This window comes from Polaromonas sp. SP1, from assembly GCF_003711205.1.
Classification (GTDB): Bacteria; Pseudomonadota; Gammaproteobacteria; order Burkholderiales; family Burkholderiaceae_C; genus Polaromonas.
On the sequence record NZ_CP031013.1, the window covers coordinates 1946234 to 1960820 of the forward strand.

Here is a 14587-nt window from a genome sequence, read left to right on the forward strand (position 1 = left end):
ACACTAGATGTTGGCCCCCACGGTCGCTCACTGCGTGTAGCTCCCTGCCCCCCCGAGGTGGCCGCCCGCCCTCCGGCCCGGCAAAGCCGGTTCCGGGGCTCATGCTGGGTTTAAGAGTTCTTGGTGTTTCGGGGATTATTGGTCAAATCGGGCTCTAGCCCAATAACCACGTACACTGACCGCTATCAAAATCATAGCGTCCGTTGTGGCTGCTGCTTTGCCACGCTGCTAAAGCGGTAGATCCCGTCCGAATCCAGCCGCCGCTGCAGCTTCCCCCCAAACCACAGCGCATGCAGGTGCGCCATGGCCTCGCCCATGGCGAAGGTGGTTTGGTGCAGGTCGAGTTTGCGGGGAAACATGATGGGCAGGATGTCGGCGGCGCTGCAGGGCTTGGCTGCGCAAGCCTCCGTCACTTCGGCCAGCCGGTCGCGGTGGTGGTCGTGCAGTTGCCCTATGCGGGTATGCAGGCCGCGAAAGGGTTTGCCGTGGGACGGCAGCACCAGCGTGCCCTCTTTCAGCGGCAGGAATTTGTCGATGGACTCAAGAAACAGCGTGAGTGCGTTCGACTCCGGTTCCATGTCGTAGACGCTCACATTGGTCGAGATGCGCGGCAGCACCATGTCGCCGCTGATCAGCGTCTCCAGTTCTTCGCAATGCAGCGCGATGTGCTCGGGCGCGTGGCCGTAGCCGCTGATGCAGCGCCAGTCGCGGTTGCCGATGCGCACGGTTTTGCCGTCCATGATGCGCACATAGCTTGCCGGCACGGCCGGCACCATGCCGGGGTAGTAGCTGGCGCGGCCGCGTATCTTTTCGATGGCTTCCGGGTCGACCAGACCGTGCGAGGCAAAAAACAGCGCCGCGCTTTCGCCGCCGAAGCCGGTGGTGCTTTGCGAGCCGATGCGCGCCGAGTGGTAATCCGTGGCGCTGATCCACAAACGGCATACATGTTTTGGCGTAGTCCAGCGCTCGCACAGCCAGGACGCCAGCCCGATGTGGTCTGGGTGCATGTGCGTCACGATGACGCGCAGCACCGGCATGCCTTCCAGCTGGGTGGCAAAAATCGCCTCCCACTGGGCCTTGGACTCTTCGCGGCTGATGCAGCAGTCGACGATGGTCCAGCCCTGGATTTTGGCGCCCGGCACATCCGGGTCGTCGATCTCATCGCGCAGCAGCCACAGGTTGATGTGGTTTAACGCAAAGGGCAAATCCATACGGATCCACTTCACGCCGGGCGCCACTTCCAGCGTCGTGCCCGAGGCCGGCAAGGTGTCGCCGAAGGGGTAATCCAGTTGCTGCTCGAGGAGGTTCATGTCATCATTCGCGGTATATTTGACGTTTACGTAAACGTCATGCAGAACCATTGTAGGGACCGCGCCCCGTTTGCGCTGTCCCATGCGTTTGCAAGAAAAAGACTTCACCACCATGGCCACCACCTACACCATCAGCGATCTGGCAAAAGAGTTTGACCTGACCACGCGCGCCATGCGTTTTTACGAAGACATGGGCCTGCTGCAGCCCCAGCGCGAAGGCGCGGGCGGCCGCAACCGCGTCTACACCGCGCGCGACCGCACACGGCTCAAGCTCACCCTGCGCGCCAAGCGCCTGGGCCTGTCGCTGGTCGAGGCCAAGGAAATCATCGACTCCTACGACAGCCCGCGCGACACCGCGCCGCAGCTGAAAAAATTCCTGGCCATCCTGACGGAGCACCGCAAAAAGCTCGAAGCGCAAATGCTGGACCTGCAGGCCAACCTGGACGAAATCCGCACCCACGAAAAAGAAGCCAAAGCTTTGCTCGGCAAGACCGAAAAAGCCAAAGCCGGCAAATCCTGAGGCGCGTTCGCCGGGAGGCTGATTGCCCCCGGGCCGGACTGGGTCAAACCACCCCGGGCGGCAAATACGTCATAATTGACGTTTACGTAAACGTCAATCAAGGCGTGAACCCAAAACCCGGCGGAAACCGTCTTCCGCACCGTTCAAAAGGGCTTCTTCATGGACGCACGCACCCCACCGTCAGCCTTGTTCCAGCGCATCGAAGCCAGCTTCCTGCGCCAGGGGATGATGCAGCACCTCGGCGCGCGCCTGCTGCGCGTGGAGCCGGGCCTTTGCGAGGTGGCGCTGCCGTATTCAGACCGCGTGACGCAGCAGCAAGGCGGCTTCCACGGCGGCGCCATGGGCGCGCTGGCCGACATCGCCGGCGGTTATGCCGCACTGACGGTGGCCGCGCAAGACGCCGAAGTCACCACGGTCGAATACAAGATCAACTTCATGGCCGGCTTTAAAGACGGCGAGCTGCGCGCCGTGGGCCGCGTCGCCAAAGCCGGCAAGCGCATCATCGTCACCACCGCCGAAGTGACCCATGTCGCCGCCGACGGCAAAGAAAGCGCCTGCGCCCTGATGCAGCAAACGCTGGTGCCCGTGCCCAAGACTTACTAAAACCCCAGAAAGCCCACCATGACCAACATGCCCGGACTCAACTTCATGCTCGGTGAAGACATCGACGCGCTGCGCGATGCCGTGCGCGAATTCGCGCAAGCCGAAATCGCCCCCCGCGCCGCCGAGATCGACCGCAACGACCAGTTCCCGATGGACCTGTGGCAAAAAATGGGCTCGCTCGGCGTGCTCGGCATCACTGTGGGAGAAGAATACGGCGGCGCCAACATGGGCTACCTGGCCCACATGATCGCCATGGAAGAAATCAGCCGCGCCAGCGCTTCGGTGGGGCTTTCATACGGCGCGCACAGCAACCTGTGCGTCAACCAGATCAAGCGCAACGGCACCGACGAGCAGCGCAAAAAATACCTGCCCAAGCTCATCAGCGGTGAGCACGTGGGCGCGCTGGCCATGAGCGAGCCCGGCGCCGGCAGCGACGTCATCAGCATGAAGCTCAAGGCTGAAGACAAGGGCGGCTATTACCTTCTCAACGGCAGCAAGATGTGGATCACCAACGGCCCCGACGCCGACACGCTGGTTGTCTATGCCAAGACCGAACCCGAGCTCGGCGCGCGCGGCGTCACCGCCTTCCTGATTGAAAAAGGCATGAAGGGCTTTTCCGTCGCGCAAAAGCTCGACAAGCTGGGCATGCGCGGCAGCCACACCGGCGAGCTGGTCTTCAACAACGTCGAAGTGCCCGCCAGCCAGATCCTGGGCGGCCTCAACAGCGGCGCCAAGGTGCTGATGAGCGGGCTTGATTACGAACGCGCGGTGCTCACCGGCGGCCCGCTCGGCATCATGCAGTCCGTCATGGACAACGTCGTGCCCTACATCCACGACCGCAAGCAGTTCGGCCAGAGCATCGGCGAGTTCCAGCTGATCCAGGGCAAGGTCGCCGACATGTACACCGTGCTGCAGGCCGGCCGCTCGTTTGCCTACACCGTGGCCAAAAACCTCGACATGCTGGGCACCGAGCACGTGCGCCAGGTCCGCAAGGACTGCGCCTCCGTCATCCTCTGGTGCGCCGAAAAAGCCACCTGGATGGCCGGCGAGGGCGTGCAGATCTACGGCGGCAACGGCTACATCAACGAATACCCGCTGGGCCGCCTCTGGCGCGACGCCAAACTCTATGAAATCGGCGCCGGCACCAGCGAAATACGCCGCATGCTCATAGGGCGGGAACTGTTCGCCGAGACGATGTAACCAAGGCAGGCGAAAATACGGCCATGACCGCATCCATCCAAGACCTCTTCGCCCACAACCGCGCCTGGGCCGCGCAGATGGAAGCCGAGCGCCCCGGCTTCTTCACCAGCCTCGTCAAGCAGCAGACGCCACGGTACATGTGGATAGGCTGCTCCGACAGCCGCGTGCCGGCCAACCAGATCACCGGGCTGGAGCCGGGTGAGGTGTTCGTGCACCGCAACGTGGCCAACGTCGTGGTGCATTCCGACCTCAACGCGCTCTCGGCCATCCAGTTCGCCGTCGAGCGCCTGAAGGTCAAGGACATCATGGTGGTCGGCCACTACGGCTGCTCCGGCGTGCAGGCCGCGCTGGAAGGCGCGCGCATTGGTCTCGCCGACAACTGGCTGCGCCATATCCAGGACGTGCGCCATCGCCACCGCCAACTGCTCGACAGCCTGCCCGAAGACGTGCGCGCCAAGGCCCTGTGCGATATCAATGTGATCGAGCAGGTGGTCAATGTCTCCGTCAGTACCGTCATGGTCGACGCCTGGGCGCGCGGCCAGGAAGTCACCGTGCACGGCTGGGCCTTCGGTGTGCACGACGGCCTGCTGCAGGACCTGCAGATGAGCGTGTCGTCTCCCGAAGAGCTCGACAAGCTCTACAGCAAGGCGGTCGACCGTGTGTGGGACGCCTGGAACTCGCGCGCCGGCGGCGGCACCCAGCAGCAACTGGTTTAGTCAGCATGTTTCCCCAGCGCCTGGACTCCAGCGTCGCCTACGACATCGCCAAGGCGATGATGGACGGCTTCAACCGCCACTACCAGCTGTTCCGCACCGAGTCCGCGCGCGCCAAGCACCGCTTTGAAACGGCCGACTGGCACGGCCAGCAGCGCGCCCAGCGCGAGCGCATCGAGTTTTACGACCTGCGCGTGCGCGAGGCTTCCATGCGCCTGGAGCGCGAGTTCAAGGCCGGCGACCAGCCCATGGACGTCTGGCAACAGGTCAAGCTCCATTACATCGGCTTGCTGGTCAACCACCACCAGCCTGAGCTCGCCGAAACGTTTTTCAACTCGGTCACCACCAAGATACTGCACCGCAGCTACTTCCAGAACGACTTCATCTTTGTGCGCCCGGCCGTCAGCACCGAGTACATCGAAAACGAAGAGCCGACAGCGCAGCCGACCTACCGCGCCTACTACCCCACGCGCGACAACATGCGGGACATCATCGTCAAGCTGGTGAGCGACTTTGACCTGCGCCTGCCCTTTGAGGACCTGGAGCGCGATGCCGGCTATGTGCTTGAGGCCTTCAGCGAGCGGCTCACCGACGTCAAGCTGCGCGCCAACTTCCAGATCCAGGTGCTGTCGGGGCTGTTCTTTCGCAACAAGGGCGCTTACGTCGTCGGCAAGATCATCAACGGCTTCAACGAAATCCCGTTTGCCTTGCCGGTGCTGCATGGCAAGGCTGGCAAGCTGGTCATCGATGCGGCGCTGTTTGGTGAAGACGACCTGCTGATTCTCTTCAGCTTTGCACGCGCCTACTTCATGGTCGACATGGGCATTCCGTCAGCCTATGTGCAGTTTTTGCGCAGCATGATGCCGCACATGCCGCGCGCTGAAATCTACAACGCGCTGGGCCTGGCCAAGCAGGGCAAGACGCTGTTCTACCGCGACTTCCTGTACCACCTGCGGCATTCCACCGACAAATTCCGCATTGCGCCCGGCATCAAGGGCATGGTCATGCTGGTGTTTGACTTGCCATCGTTTCCTTACGTCTTCAAGGTCATCAAAGACTACTACCCGCCGCAAAAAGACACGACGCGCGAGCAGATCAAGGGCAAGTACCTGCTGGTGAAGCAGCACGACCGCGTAGGCCGCATGGCCGACACGCAGGAATACAGCGAAGTGGCCTTCCCGCGCGAGCGCTTTGACGACGAGCTCATTGCCGAAATCGAAAAGTTCGCGCCCAGCCAGCTCGAGATCAGCGACCGCGACGCCGACGGCGCGACCGAAGTCATCATCAAGCACGTGTACATCGAGCGCCGCATGATCCCGCTCAACATCTACCTGCAGGAAGCCTTTGACGCCGGTGTGCAGGAGCCCGCCGCCAAAGACCAGATCGAGCGCGCCGTTGTCGAATACGGCAACGCCATCAAGGACCTGGTGGCCGCCAACATCTTCCCCGGCGACATGCTGTGGAAGAACTTCGGCATCACCCGCCACGGCAAGGTCGTGTTCTACGACTACGACGAGATCGAATACATCACCGACTGCAACTTCCGCAAGGTGCCTACGCCGCGCAACGAAGAAGAAGAGATGAGCGGCGAGGTCTGGTATTCCGTCGGCCCCAAAGACGTGTTCCCCGAAACCTTCGAGCCCTTTTTGCTCGGCAACGACGCGGTGCGCGAAGTCTTCATGAAGCACCACGCCAACCTGCTCGACGCCGGCTTCTGGCAAAAACACCAGGCCCGCATCCAGGCCGGCCATGTGCACGATGTGTTTCCCTACGAGCGCGAGAAGCGTTTTATTGCACTGCACAGCCCCGGAGAAATCGGCGACGAAGTGCTGACGCAGCTTCCACCCGATCCCGTATTAACAGGCCTCAGCGGCCTGAACCCCTAGAAATGTTGGCCCCCACGCTTTTCACTTCGTGTAATGCGCTGCCCCCCGAGGGGGCTGAGCTTGCTCGGGGCGGCTCTTCGCGGCGCTCGCTCATTTCCACCAACACACGCAAATCGTTTAACCTCTGAAAGGACAGCTCCCATGTCAAAAGATTCCATCGTTATCCTCGGCGCAGCCCGCACCCCCATGGGCGGCTTCCAGGGCGACTTCGCCAGCCTGTCGGCCCATGACCTGGGCGGCGCCGCCATCAAGGCCGCCATCGAGCGCTCGGGCGTCGCGCCTGAAAAAATCGACGAAGTGCTGTTCGGCAACTGCCTGATGGCGGGCCAGGGCCAGGCGCCTGCGCGCCAAGCCGGCTTCAAGGGTGGCCTGCCCTCCAGCGTGGGCGCAGTCACGCTGTCCAAGATGTGCGGCTCCGGCATGGAAGCCACCATGCTGGCGCACGACCAGCTCGTGGCCGGCAGCCGCGACGTGATGGTCTCCGGCGGCATGGAGAGCATGACCAACGCGCCGCATCTGCTGCTCAAGGGCCGCAGCGGCGTGCGCATCGGCCACGACCGCATCTATGACCACATGATGCTGGACGGCCTGGAAGACGCCTATGAACCCGGCCGCGCCATGGGCACCTTCGGCGAGCAGTGCGCCGACAAGTACACGTTCACGCGCGAGGCGCAGGACGCCTTTGCCACCGCCAGCGTCAACCGAGCCAAGGCCGCCACCGAGTCCGGCGCCTTCAAGGCCGAGATCACGCCCGTCACCGTCAAGGGCCGCAGCGGCGACACCGTGATCTCCATCGACGAAGGCCCGGGCAAGGTCAAGCTCGACAAGATTCCCACGCTCAAGCCCGCGTTCAAGAAAGACGGCACCATCACCGCCGCCTCCAGTTCGTCCATCAACGACGGCGCCGCCGCGCTGGTGCTGGCACGCGAATCGACCGCCAAGGAACTGGGCGCCAAACCCATCGCCCGCATCCTCGGCCACGCCACTTTTGCGCAAGACCCCGAGTGGTTTACCACCGCACCGGTGGGTGCGGTCAACAAGCTGCTCAAGAAAATCGGCTGGAGCGTGAAAGACGTGGACCTGTGGGAAGTCAACGAAGCCTTTGCCGTGGTGCCCATGGCCGCGATGAAAGAGCTCGGCATCAGCCACGACATCGTCAACGTCAACGGCGGCGCCTGCGCGCTGGGTCACCCCATCGGCGCGTCCGGCGCCCGCATCATCGTCACGCTGATCCACGCACTGAAGGCGCGCGGCCTCAAGAAGGGTGTTGCCACCTTGTGCATTGGCGGCGGTGAAGGCACGGCCTTGGCTGTTGAATTGGTCTAATTTGCGATGAAGGTTCTCGTCATAGGCGCATCGCGCGGCATCGGCCTCGAGTTCGCCAGCCAGTATGTGGCTGACGGCGCTGAAGTCATTGCCACCGCGCGCGACGACGAGGGCCTGCAGCGCCTCAAGGTCCTGGGCGCCAAGGCCTTGCGGCTGGACGTGGCCCAGCCCGCCAGCATCAGCGGCCTGGCCTGGCTGCTGGACGGTGAAGAGATCGACATCGCCCTCTACGTGGCCGGTGTCTTTCCGCAGGGTGATGCCCTGACGCCACCAACCCGCGAGGTGTTCGACCAGGCCATGCACACCAACCTGCTGGGCGCGATGCAGGCCATTCCGCTGGTCGCGCCCATGGTGGAGGCCTCAAGAATGGACGGCGGCGGCAAGGGGCGCTTTGCGTTCATCAGCAGCGGCATGGCAAGGATTGGCGGCGTGGAAAGCAGCCGCGGCTGGGTTTACCGCGCCAGCAAGGCCGCGCTCAATATGGTGGTCGCCTCGGCCCAGCATGACTATCCCAGGGCCATCATGGTCGCCATGTCGCCCGGCTGGGTGCAGACCGACATGGGTGGCGCCGGCGCGTCGCTGACGGTGAGCGAAAGCGTCGCCTCCATGCGTGCCGCGCTGGCCGGGCTCACGCCCGCGCACAAAGGCGCGTTTCTCAATTACGACGGCCAACCCTTCACCTCATGGTGATCACCAAGGTAATGCAATGCTTTTGAACCAGGACCAGGAAATGATTCGCGACGCTGTGCGCGAATTTGCGAAGGCAGAACTTTGGCCCCACGCCGCACGCTGGGACAAAGAGCACCACTTCCCCGTCGAGGCGCACAAGGGCCTGGCCGCGCTGGGCGCTTACGGCATCTGTGTGCCTGAAGAATTCGGCGGCGCCAACCTGGACTACCTCACGCTCGCGCTGGTGCTGGAAGAAATCGCCGCCGGCGACGGCGGCACCAGCACCGCCATCAGCGTGACCAACTGCCCGGTCAACGCCATCCTGATGCGTTATGGCAATGCGCAGCAGAAAAAGCACTGGCTCACCAAGCTGGCGCAGGGCGAAATGCTGGGCGTGTTCTGCCTGACCGAGCCACATGTGGGCAGCGATGCGTCGTCGCTGCGTACCACTGCTGTCAAAGACGGCGACGACTATGTGATCAACGGCGTCAAACAGTTCATCACCAGCGGCAAGAACGGCCATGCGGCCATCGTGATCGCCGTGACCGACAAGGGCGCGGGCAAAAAAGGCATGAGCGCCTTCATCGTGCCGACGGATGCGCCCGGCTACCAGGTGGCCAGCCTGGAAGACAAGCTGGGCCAGCACTCCAGCGACACCGCGCAGATCAACTTTGACAACTGCCGCATCCCCGCCGAGAACCTGATCGGCAACGAAGGCGAAGGCTACAAGATCGCGCTGGGCGCACTTGAAGGCGGGCGCATCGGCATCGCCGCGCAAAGCGTGGGCATGGCGCGCAGCGCGTTTGAGTTTGCGCTCAGCTACGCCAAAGAGCGCCAGAGCTTTGGCACCGCCATCTTCAACCACCAGGCCGTCGGCTTTCGCCTGGCAGATTGCGCCACAAAAATCGAAGCGGCCCGCCAGCTCATCTGGCACGCCGCCAGCCTGCGCGACGCCGGCCTGCCTTGCCTGAAGGAGGCCGCCATGGCAAAGCTCTTTGCCAGCGAGATGGCCGAAGAAGTTTGCAGCGCGGCCATCCAGACGCTGGGCGGTTACGGCTATGTGAGTGACTTCCCGGTGGAGCGCATTTACCGTGACGTGCGGGTGTGCCAGATCTATGAGGGCACCTCCGACGTCCAGAAAATCATCATTCAACGCGCACTGGCCTGAGTAGTGCGCCGCAGCCGGGGCGGCTCTACAAAGCCTTCAGCCGGGACTGGGCTTTTCGCTCTTCCTGGCGCGGCAGGCGTCTGAGCAATACAGCACCGAAGCCCAGTTTTTCGCCCAGCTTTTGCGCCAGGTCATGGTGCGGCCGCACACGGCGCAGGGTTTGGAGGGCAGCGATTGCTTGTTGCCTTTGAAGTCGTTTTTCATGGGTGTTGAATTAAACCAGACCGACATCGATGGGGCCTCGTAAACTGGGCGATTCAGTCCGCATTCACCGCAGGAGACAACATGCCGATTACCAAAGGATTCCGAGCCTTGGTCGACGAAGCCATGGCGCAGGTCAAGACCTACAGCGTTGCTGAGGCCAAGGCCAAGCTCAACGACCCCAAAGTGCAGATCGTCGATATCCGTGACATCCGTGAGCTGACACCCGGCACCGTGGTCGATAGCTTCCACGCACCGCGCGGCATGCTGGAGTTCTGGGTCGACCCGGAGTCGCCGTACCACAAGCCCCTGTTTGCCGATGAAGGCAAGGAGTTCATCCTCTTTTGCGGCGCAGGCTGGCGCAGCGCTCTGGCCACCAAAACCCTGCAGGACATGGGCATGCGCAATGTGGCCCACATCGATGGCGGTTACGCCGAATGGGTGAAGCAGGGCGCGCCCACCGAAACGCTGGAAGAGCGCAAGGCCGGAGCCAAGGGCTGCGGTTGATGCCCCATTTGCTGCCGTCCCAGCCCTGCCCCTGCGGCCGCCAGGCCAACAAGCGCCCATTGGCCTATGCCGCCTGCTGCGGCCGCTACCTCGATCATTTCGACGCCACGCCCGCACCGGACGCCGAGTCCCTCATGCGCTCGCGCTACACCGCCTTTGTGCTGGAGCGCGCCGACTACCTGCTCGCCAGCTGGCACGCCGGCCACCGCCCGGCCTCCATCGAGTTTGACCGCGGCGTGAAATGGCTGGGCCTGGAAGTGCGCGGCCATCGCCAGGTCGACGAGGCGCATGCCGAAGTCGAATTCGTCGCCCGCCAGAAAAGCCCCGGCAGCCCGGCCGTGCGCCTGCATGAGCGCAGCCGCTTTGTGCGCGAGGCCGGCCGCTGGTTCTATGTCGACGGCGACGTTACGTAGCGGCCCGCCCCGGCTTCCCGCCCATTCGTTACCGGCGCGTTACCGCACACCGGCGGCTGCGTTGCTACCATGCAGAGGCGGCGGGCTTTTGGCCGCCCCAATCGCTTCCTGCCCCCTGCACCCAAAAATCAAGCCAAATCGGCATCCGGCCAAGGTGGGATATAGGCATGTAGCTCCTGAATTGATAGCAATGAAAGGCTCCCGGTGAAATTCGACGCGGTGTTATTTGACTGTGACGGCGTGCTGGTAGACAGCGAGCCCATTACCAACGGCGTGTTGCGCGACATGCTGGAAGAGCAGGGCTGGAAGCTCAGCTCGGCCGAGTGCATGCGCCTGTTTGTCGGCAAGGCCGTGATCGACGAGGCGGCCACCATCGAGGCCAACACCGGCAAGCCCGTGACCCAGGCCTGGCTCGAAGAGTTTCGCGGCCGCCGCAACGAAGGGCTGGTTGAGTCCCTGCTGGCCGTGCACGGCGCCGTCGAGGCCGTCAGCCAGATCCACACCACCTACCAGGGCCGCATCGCCTGCGCGTCTGGCGCCGACCGCTTCAAGGTCGAGCTGCAGCTCAAGAAATGCGGGCTCATGCCCTTCTTTGAAGACCGTATTTTCAGCGGCCATGAAATGCCGCGTTCCAAGCCTTTCCCCGATGTCTACCTGGCTGCTGCCAAGGCGTTGGGCGTAGACCCGAGACGCTGCGCCGTGGTCGAAGATACCGTTACCGGCGTCAAAGCCGGCGTGGCGGCGGGCTGTACCGTCTTCGGCTTCAGCCCGCCTGAGCTCGGCCACGATGCACCCAAGGCCCTGCTGGCCACCGGCGCGGTGCATGTGTTTACCGACATGGCGGATTTGCCGGCTTTACTGACGCTGAAGGGCTGATCCGCGGAGGAGGGGCAAAAATCTTTTGCCGCAGGCGTGTCGATTTGGGCCCAGGCCGTTCGTCGTAGAGGTGTCATCAACCACTTTTTGAAGGAATCACCGTGAAATACCTCTGCCTCGCCTATTACGACCCCGCCCAATTCGCCGCCATGCCGCCTGCCGACATGAAAGCCCTGGTCAGCCAGTGCCCGCCCAAAGACGCGCAGCTCAAGGCCACCGGCCAGCTGCGCGTCAGCGCCTCGCTCGGCGAGCCCGCCATCCGCCTGCAGCCGCGCGGCGGCAAGACGCAAAAGATCGACGGGCCGTTTACCGAAACCAAGGAGGTGGTCGGCGGCTTTTTCATCATCGACGCCGCCAATGCCGAAGAGGCCGTCAAAACCGCCTCGCTCCACCCGGCTGCCACGCTGGGCGAGCAGGCCAGCTGGCGCATCGACATGCACCCCATCGGTTTTTTTGAGCAGTACGACGGCAAGTGAAGGCCGGCCGGCCCAAAGAGGCCCAAATCCATGATGCGGAACGGGCGTGGATAGACCTGAGACCCGCATGGCATTGACCCGGGATTGACCCGGGTCAACTTTTGCAGATAAAAAAAGGCCTCCAGCCCAATCACCATATGGGCTTATAGCTATCAAATCAATAGCAAGCAAGGCCCGCCGGGGGCACCACCACGCCATCCCCGGCCGCCGTTGCGCCGCCCCCGCGCCCCATATCCCCCACTGCCAAAAAGCCCTCATCCTGTTAAGCTGGCTGCCCGCCTTTTAATAACGATTTGAGAGACAAAACCATGCCCGGACTCCTTCCCAACGTTGACCCTGACGGCCTGCTCGAGTTTTCGGTGGTCTACACCGACCGCGCGCTCAACCACATGTCCAGAAGCTTCCAGGGCGTGATGAGCGACATCTCCCGCATCCTCAAAGACGTGTACAAGGCCCACGCCGTGGCCCTGGTGCCCGGTAGCGGCACTTACGGCATGGAGGCCGTGGCCCGCCAGTTCGCCGCCGGCAAGCACGTCATGGTCATCCGCAACGGCTGGTTCAGCTACCGCTGGACGCAGATTTTTGACATGGGCCACATCCCCGCCTCGCACACCGTGCTCAAGGCCAAACAGACCGGCCCCGGCGCGCAAGCCCCTTGGGCGCCCGCGCCCATTGCCGACGTGGTGGCCGCCATCGCCAAAGAAAAGCCCGCACTCGTTTTTGCCCCGCACGTTGAAACCGCCTCCGGCATGATCCTGCCCGACAGCTACCTGCAGGCTGTGGCCGCTGCGGTGCATGCGGTGGGCGGCCTCTTTGTGCTCGATTGCATCGCCTCCGGCGCCATGTGGGTCGACATGAAGGCCACCGGCGTTGACGTACTCATCTCCGCCCCGCAAAAAGGCTGGAGCAGCTCACCCTGTTGCGCCATGGTCATGCTCAGCGAGCGCGCCCGCGCCGCGATTGACGGCACCACCAGCTCCAGCTTTGCCTGCGATTTGAAGAAGTGGATGCAGATCATGGAGACGTATGAAAACGGCGGCCATGCTTACCACGCCACCTTGCCCACAGACGCCCTCACACGTCTGCGCGCCGCGATGAAAGAAACGCAAGACTACGGTTTTGCCAAAGTCAAAGCCGAGCAGGAAGCCCTGGGTAGCAAGGTCCGCAAACTGTTTGAAAGCCGCGGCCTGCCCAGCGTCGCCGCCGAAGGCTTCAAGGCCCCGGGCGTGGTCGTCAGCTACACCACAGACCCCGACATCCAGTCCGGCAAAAAATTCCTTGCGCTGGGTTTGCAAACCGCCGCCGGTGTGCCGCTGCAGTGCGACGAAGGCGCAGACTTCAAGACCTTCCGCGTCGGCCTCTTCGGCCTCGACAAATGGCACCAGTCTGACCGCACCGTCAGCCAGCTCGCCGCCGCACTCGACGAAATCGGCCTGACCGAGAAGGCGCGCCAGCCTGTCGCGGCCTGAGCGATCATTTTTTATCGGGAGCTTCGGCTCCCTTTTTTTTGTTTACGCTTCGATTCTTTTTCAATCAACTCATTCATAAAGAGACGTGTCAATGAAATGCGCTTTGGTCGGTTCCCGTTTTTTCGCAGCCTCGGTATTTGAGGCGCTACGCAAAGAAGAAGGCATTGAGTTCACCAGCATCGTCGCCCCCGCTGAAGACGACAGGCTGGCCGTCGCCGGCCGCGCCGCCGGCATCCCCGTGCATGTGCTGACCAACCCCAAGATCGTGCCCGGCGAAGCGATTGCCGAAGGCACCGAACTCATCATCGCCGCGCACACGCATGCCCGTGTGAGCGACGACGCCCTCGCACGCTCGCGCCTGGGCGGCATCGGCTACCACCCCTCGCTGCTGCCACGGCACCGCGGCATTGCGGCCGTCGAGTGGACGATTCTGGAAGGCGACCCCATCGCCGGTGGCTCCGTCTACCACCTGGCCGACGGCTGGGACGCCGGCGCCATCGCCGCGCAAGACTGGTGCTTTGTCAAAAAAGGCGAAACCGCCCGCGAACTGTGGGAGCGCGCCCTCGCGCCCATGGGCCTGGCGCTGCTCAGCAAAGTCGTTCACCACGCCCGCCTGCAAGGCAACTTGCCCGCCAACGTGCAAGACCCCGCCTTCGCCACCCGCGCCCCCATGCTGCGCAAAGCCGTGGTGCTGACCGAAGAGGTCTCGTCCGCCAACACATCGCTGGTCGTCTCCATCGTCGGCACAGATCGCCAAGGCATCGTCAGCTCATTGGCAGACAAAGCCCAACGCTTCGGCGCCAACTGGGCCGCCAGCCGCATGACACGCCTGGCCGGTGAATTCGCCGGCATGGTCCACTTCGAAGTGCCCCGCGAAAACGCCGACAACCTCGCCATGTCACTGCGCGGCCTGCAATCCAGCGGCCTGCAAGTCGTCGTGGCCAAGAGCGACGGCGCCAACACGCCCGCCGCACTCCGCGTGTTTGAACTCGAACTCGTAGGCGAAGACCGTCTGGGCATCGTCAGCAACCTGACCAAGATGCTCGCCGAGCGCGGCATCAGCATCGAAAGCATTCACACCGACATCGTGCGCAGCGGCGTATCAGGCAAACAGACCTTCAAGGTGGAGGCGCATTTGCTGGTGCCGGCTAAGTTGTCGGTGGAGGCGTTGCAGAAGGAGCTGGGGACGCTGGCCAGCGAGATGATGTTGGATATTGCGTTGGGTGAGAGGCAGGTTGCTGGGCAGTGAG

Annotated in this window: 16 protein-coding genes; 14 read left to right on the plus strand and 2 right to left on the minus strand. The window is 63.2% G+C overall.

Going from position 1 to position 14587, the window contains the following annotated elements; genetic code table 11:
* Positions 1–191: 191 nt before the first annotated feature.
* Positions 192–1310: an MBL fold metallo-hydrolase gene (locus DT070_RS09200; RefSeq protein WP_122957336.1), complete on the minus strand. Its 1119-nt coding sequence runs from the start codon at positions 1308–1310 to the stop codon at positions 192–194.
* Between the two features lie 112 nt (positions 1311–1422).
* Between DT070_RS09200 and DT070_RS09205 the strand changes: the two genes are divergently transcribed.
* From DT070_RS09205 to DT070_RS09245, 8 genes are all read left to right on the plus strand, one after another.
* Positions 1423–1830, plus strand: coding sequence for a MerR family DNA-binding transcriptional regulator (locus DT070_RS09205; protein WP_122957337.1), 408 nt, complete (start codon positions 1423–1425; stop codon positions 1828–1830).
* 159 nt (positions 1831–1989) lie between these two features.
* Positions 1990–2433 carry a PaaI family thioesterase gene (locus DT070_RS09210; RefSeq protein ID WP_122955114.1) on the plus strand — a complete coding sequence of 148 codons (444 nt, stop codon included), beginning with the start codon at positions 1990–1992 and terminating at the stop codon, positions 2431–2433.
* A gap of 18 nt (positions 2434–2451) precedes the next feature.
* Positions 2452–3633 (plus strand): isovaleryl-CoA dehydrogenase, encoded by a 1182-nt coding sequence (locus DT070_RS09215; RefSeq protein WP_122955115.1) that lies wholly within the window; start codon positions 2452–2454, stop codon positions 3631–3633.
* Between the two features lie 23 nt (positions 3634–3656).
* Positions 3657–4349 (plus strand): carbonate dehydratase, encoded by a 693-nt coding sequence (gene can, locus DT070_RS09220; protein WP_122955116.1) that lies wholly within the window; start codon positions 3657–3659, stop codon positions 4347–4349.
* Between the two features lie 5 nt (positions 4350–4354).
* Entirely contained in the window at positions 4355–6232 is a 1878-nt protein-coding gene (aceK, locus tag DT070_RS09225) for a bifunctional isocitrate dehydrogenase kinase/phosphatase (RefSeq protein ID WP_122955117.1), read from the plus strand.
* Positions 6233–6373: 141 nt separating this feature from the next.
* Entirely contained in the window at positions 6374–7558 is a 1185-nt protein-coding gene (locus DT070_RS09235) for an acetyl-CoA C-acyltransferase (RefSeq protein ID WP_122955118.1), read from the plus strand.
* Positions 7559–7564: 6 nt separating this feature from the next.
* Positions 7565–8248, plus strand: a complete 684-nt coding sequence (locus tag DT070_RS09240) for an SDR family oxidoreductase (protein ID WP_122955119.1) — start codon at positions 7565–7567, stop codon at positions 8246–8248.
* A gap of 16 nt (positions 8249–8264) precedes the next feature.
* Positions 8265–9395, plus strand: a complete 1131-nt coding sequence (locus DT070_RS09245) for an acyl-CoA dehydrogenase family protein (protein WP_122955120.1) — start codon at positions 8265–8267, stop codon at positions 9393–9395.
* Positions 9396–9431: 36 nt separating this feature from the next.
* Here DT070_RS09245 and DT070_RS09250 read toward each other — a convergent pair whose 3' ends face one another.
* Positions 9432–9599 carry a DUF2256 domain-containing protein gene (locus DT070_RS09250; RefSeq protein ID WP_122955121.1) on the minus strand — a complete coding sequence of 56 codons (168 nt, stop codon included), beginning with the start codon at positions 9597–9599 and terminating at the stop codon, positions 9432–9434.
* An 81-nt stretch (positions 9600–9680) separates the two neighbouring features.
* On the opposite strand from DT070_RS09250, the gene DT070_RS09255 reads away from it, so the two are divergent.
* The 6 genes from DT070_RS09255 to DT070_RS09280 all read left to right on the plus strand — a co-directional run bounded on the left by DT070_RS09255 (position 9681) and on the right by DT070_RS09280 (position 14586).
* On the plus strand, positions 9681–10103 hold the full coding sequence (locus tag DT070_RS09255; RefSeq protein ID WP_122955122.1) for a rhodanese-like domain-containing protein: 423 nt from the start codon (positions 9681–9683) through the stop codon (positions 10101–10103).
* Positions 10103–10516: a YchJ family protein gene (locus DT070_RS09260; RefSeq protein WP_194965939.1), complete on the plus strand. Its 414-nt coding sequence runs from the start codon at positions 10103–10105 to the stop codon at positions 10514–10516. The genes DT070_RS09255 and DT070_RS09260 overlap by 1 nt, the downstream gene beginning before the upstream one ends.
* Positions 10517–10720: 204 nt before the next feature.
* On the plus strand, positions 10721–11392 hold the full coding sequence (locus DT070_RS09265; RefSeq protein WP_122955124.1) for an HAD family phosphatase: 672 nt from the start codon (positions 10721–10723) through the stop codon (positions 11390–11392).
* A 101-nt stretch (positions 11393–11493) separates the two neighbouring features.
* Positions 11494–11868: a YciI family protein gene (locus DT070_RS09270; RefSeq protein WP_122955125.1), complete on the plus strand. Its 375-nt coding sequence runs from the start codon at positions 11494–11496 to the stop codon at positions 11866–11868.
* Between the two features lie 308 nt (positions 11869–12176).
* Positions 12177–13337, plus strand: a complete 1161-nt coding sequence (locus tag DT070_RS09275) for an aminotransferase class V-fold PLP-dependent enzyme (RefSeq protein WP_122955126.1) — start codon at positions 12177–12179, stop codon at positions 13335–13337.
* Positions 13338–13428: 91 nt separating this feature from the next.
* Positions 13429–14586 (plus strand): formyltransferase family protein, encoded by a 1158-nt coding sequence (locus DT070_RS09280; protein WP_122955127.1) that lies wholly within the window; start codon positions 13429–13431, stop codon positions 14584–14586.
* Position 14587 lies beyond the last annotated feature (1 nt).

Excerpts from the sequence above, each read along its gene's own strand:
- DT070_RS09200 (WP_122957336.1), bottom strand. The coding sequence starts at position 1,310 with ATGAACCTCCTCGAGCAGCAACTGGATTACCCCTTCGGCGACACCTTG.
- DT070_RS09205 (WP_122957337.1), top strand. The coding sequence starts at position 1,423 with ATGGCCACCACCTACACCATCAGCGATCTGGCAAAAGAGTTTGACCTG.
- DT070_RS09210 (WP_122955114.1), top strand. The coding sequence starts at position 1,990 with ATGGACGCACGCACCCCACCGTCAGCCTTGTTCCAGCGCATCGAAGCC.
- DT070_RS09215 (WP_122955115.1), top strand. The coding sequence starts at position 2,452 with ATGACCAACATGCCCGGACTCAACTTCATGCTCGGTGAAGACATCGAC.
- can (WP_122955116.1), top strand. The coding sequence starts at position 3,657 with ATGACCGCATCCATCCAAGACCTCTTCGCCCACAACCGCGCCTGGGCC.
- aceK (WP_122955117.1), top strand. The coding sequence starts at position 4,355 with ATGTTTCCCCAGCGCCTGGACTCCAGCGTCGCCTACGACATCGCCAAG.
- DT070_RS09235 (WP_122955118.1), top strand. The coding sequence starts at position 6,374 with ATGTCAAAAGATTCCATCGTTATCCTCGGCGCAGCCCGCACCCCCATG.
- DT070_RS09240 (WP_122955119.1), top strand. The coding sequence starts at position 7,565 with ATGAAGGTTCTCGTCATAGGCGCATCGCGCGGCATCGGCCTCGAGTTC.
- DT070_RS09245 (WP_122955120.1), top strand. The coding sequence starts at position 8,265 with ATGCTTTTGAACCAGGACCAGGAAATGATTCGCGACGCTGTGCGCGAA.
- DT070_RS09250 (WP_122955121.1), bottom strand. The coding sequence starts at position 9,599 with ATGAAAAACGACTTCAAAGGCAACAAGCAATCGCTGCCCTCCAAACCC.
- DT070_RS09255 (WP_122955122.1), top strand. The coding sequence starts at position 9,681 with ATGCCGATTACCAAAGGATTCCGAGCCTTGGTCGACGAAGCCATGGCG.
- DT070_RS09260 (WP_194965939.1), top strand. The coding sequence starts at position 10,103 with ATGCCCCATTTGCTGCCGTCCCAGCCCTGCCCCTGCGGCCGCCAGGCC.
- DT070_RS09275 (WP_122955126.1), top strand. The coding sequence starts at position 12,177 with ATGCCCGGACTCCTTCCCAACGTTGACCCTGACGGCCTGCTCGAGTTT.
- DT070_RS09280 (WP_122955127.1), top strand. The coding sequence starts at position 13,429 with ATGAAATGCGCTTTGGTCGGTTCCCGTTTTTTCGCAGCCTCGGTATTT.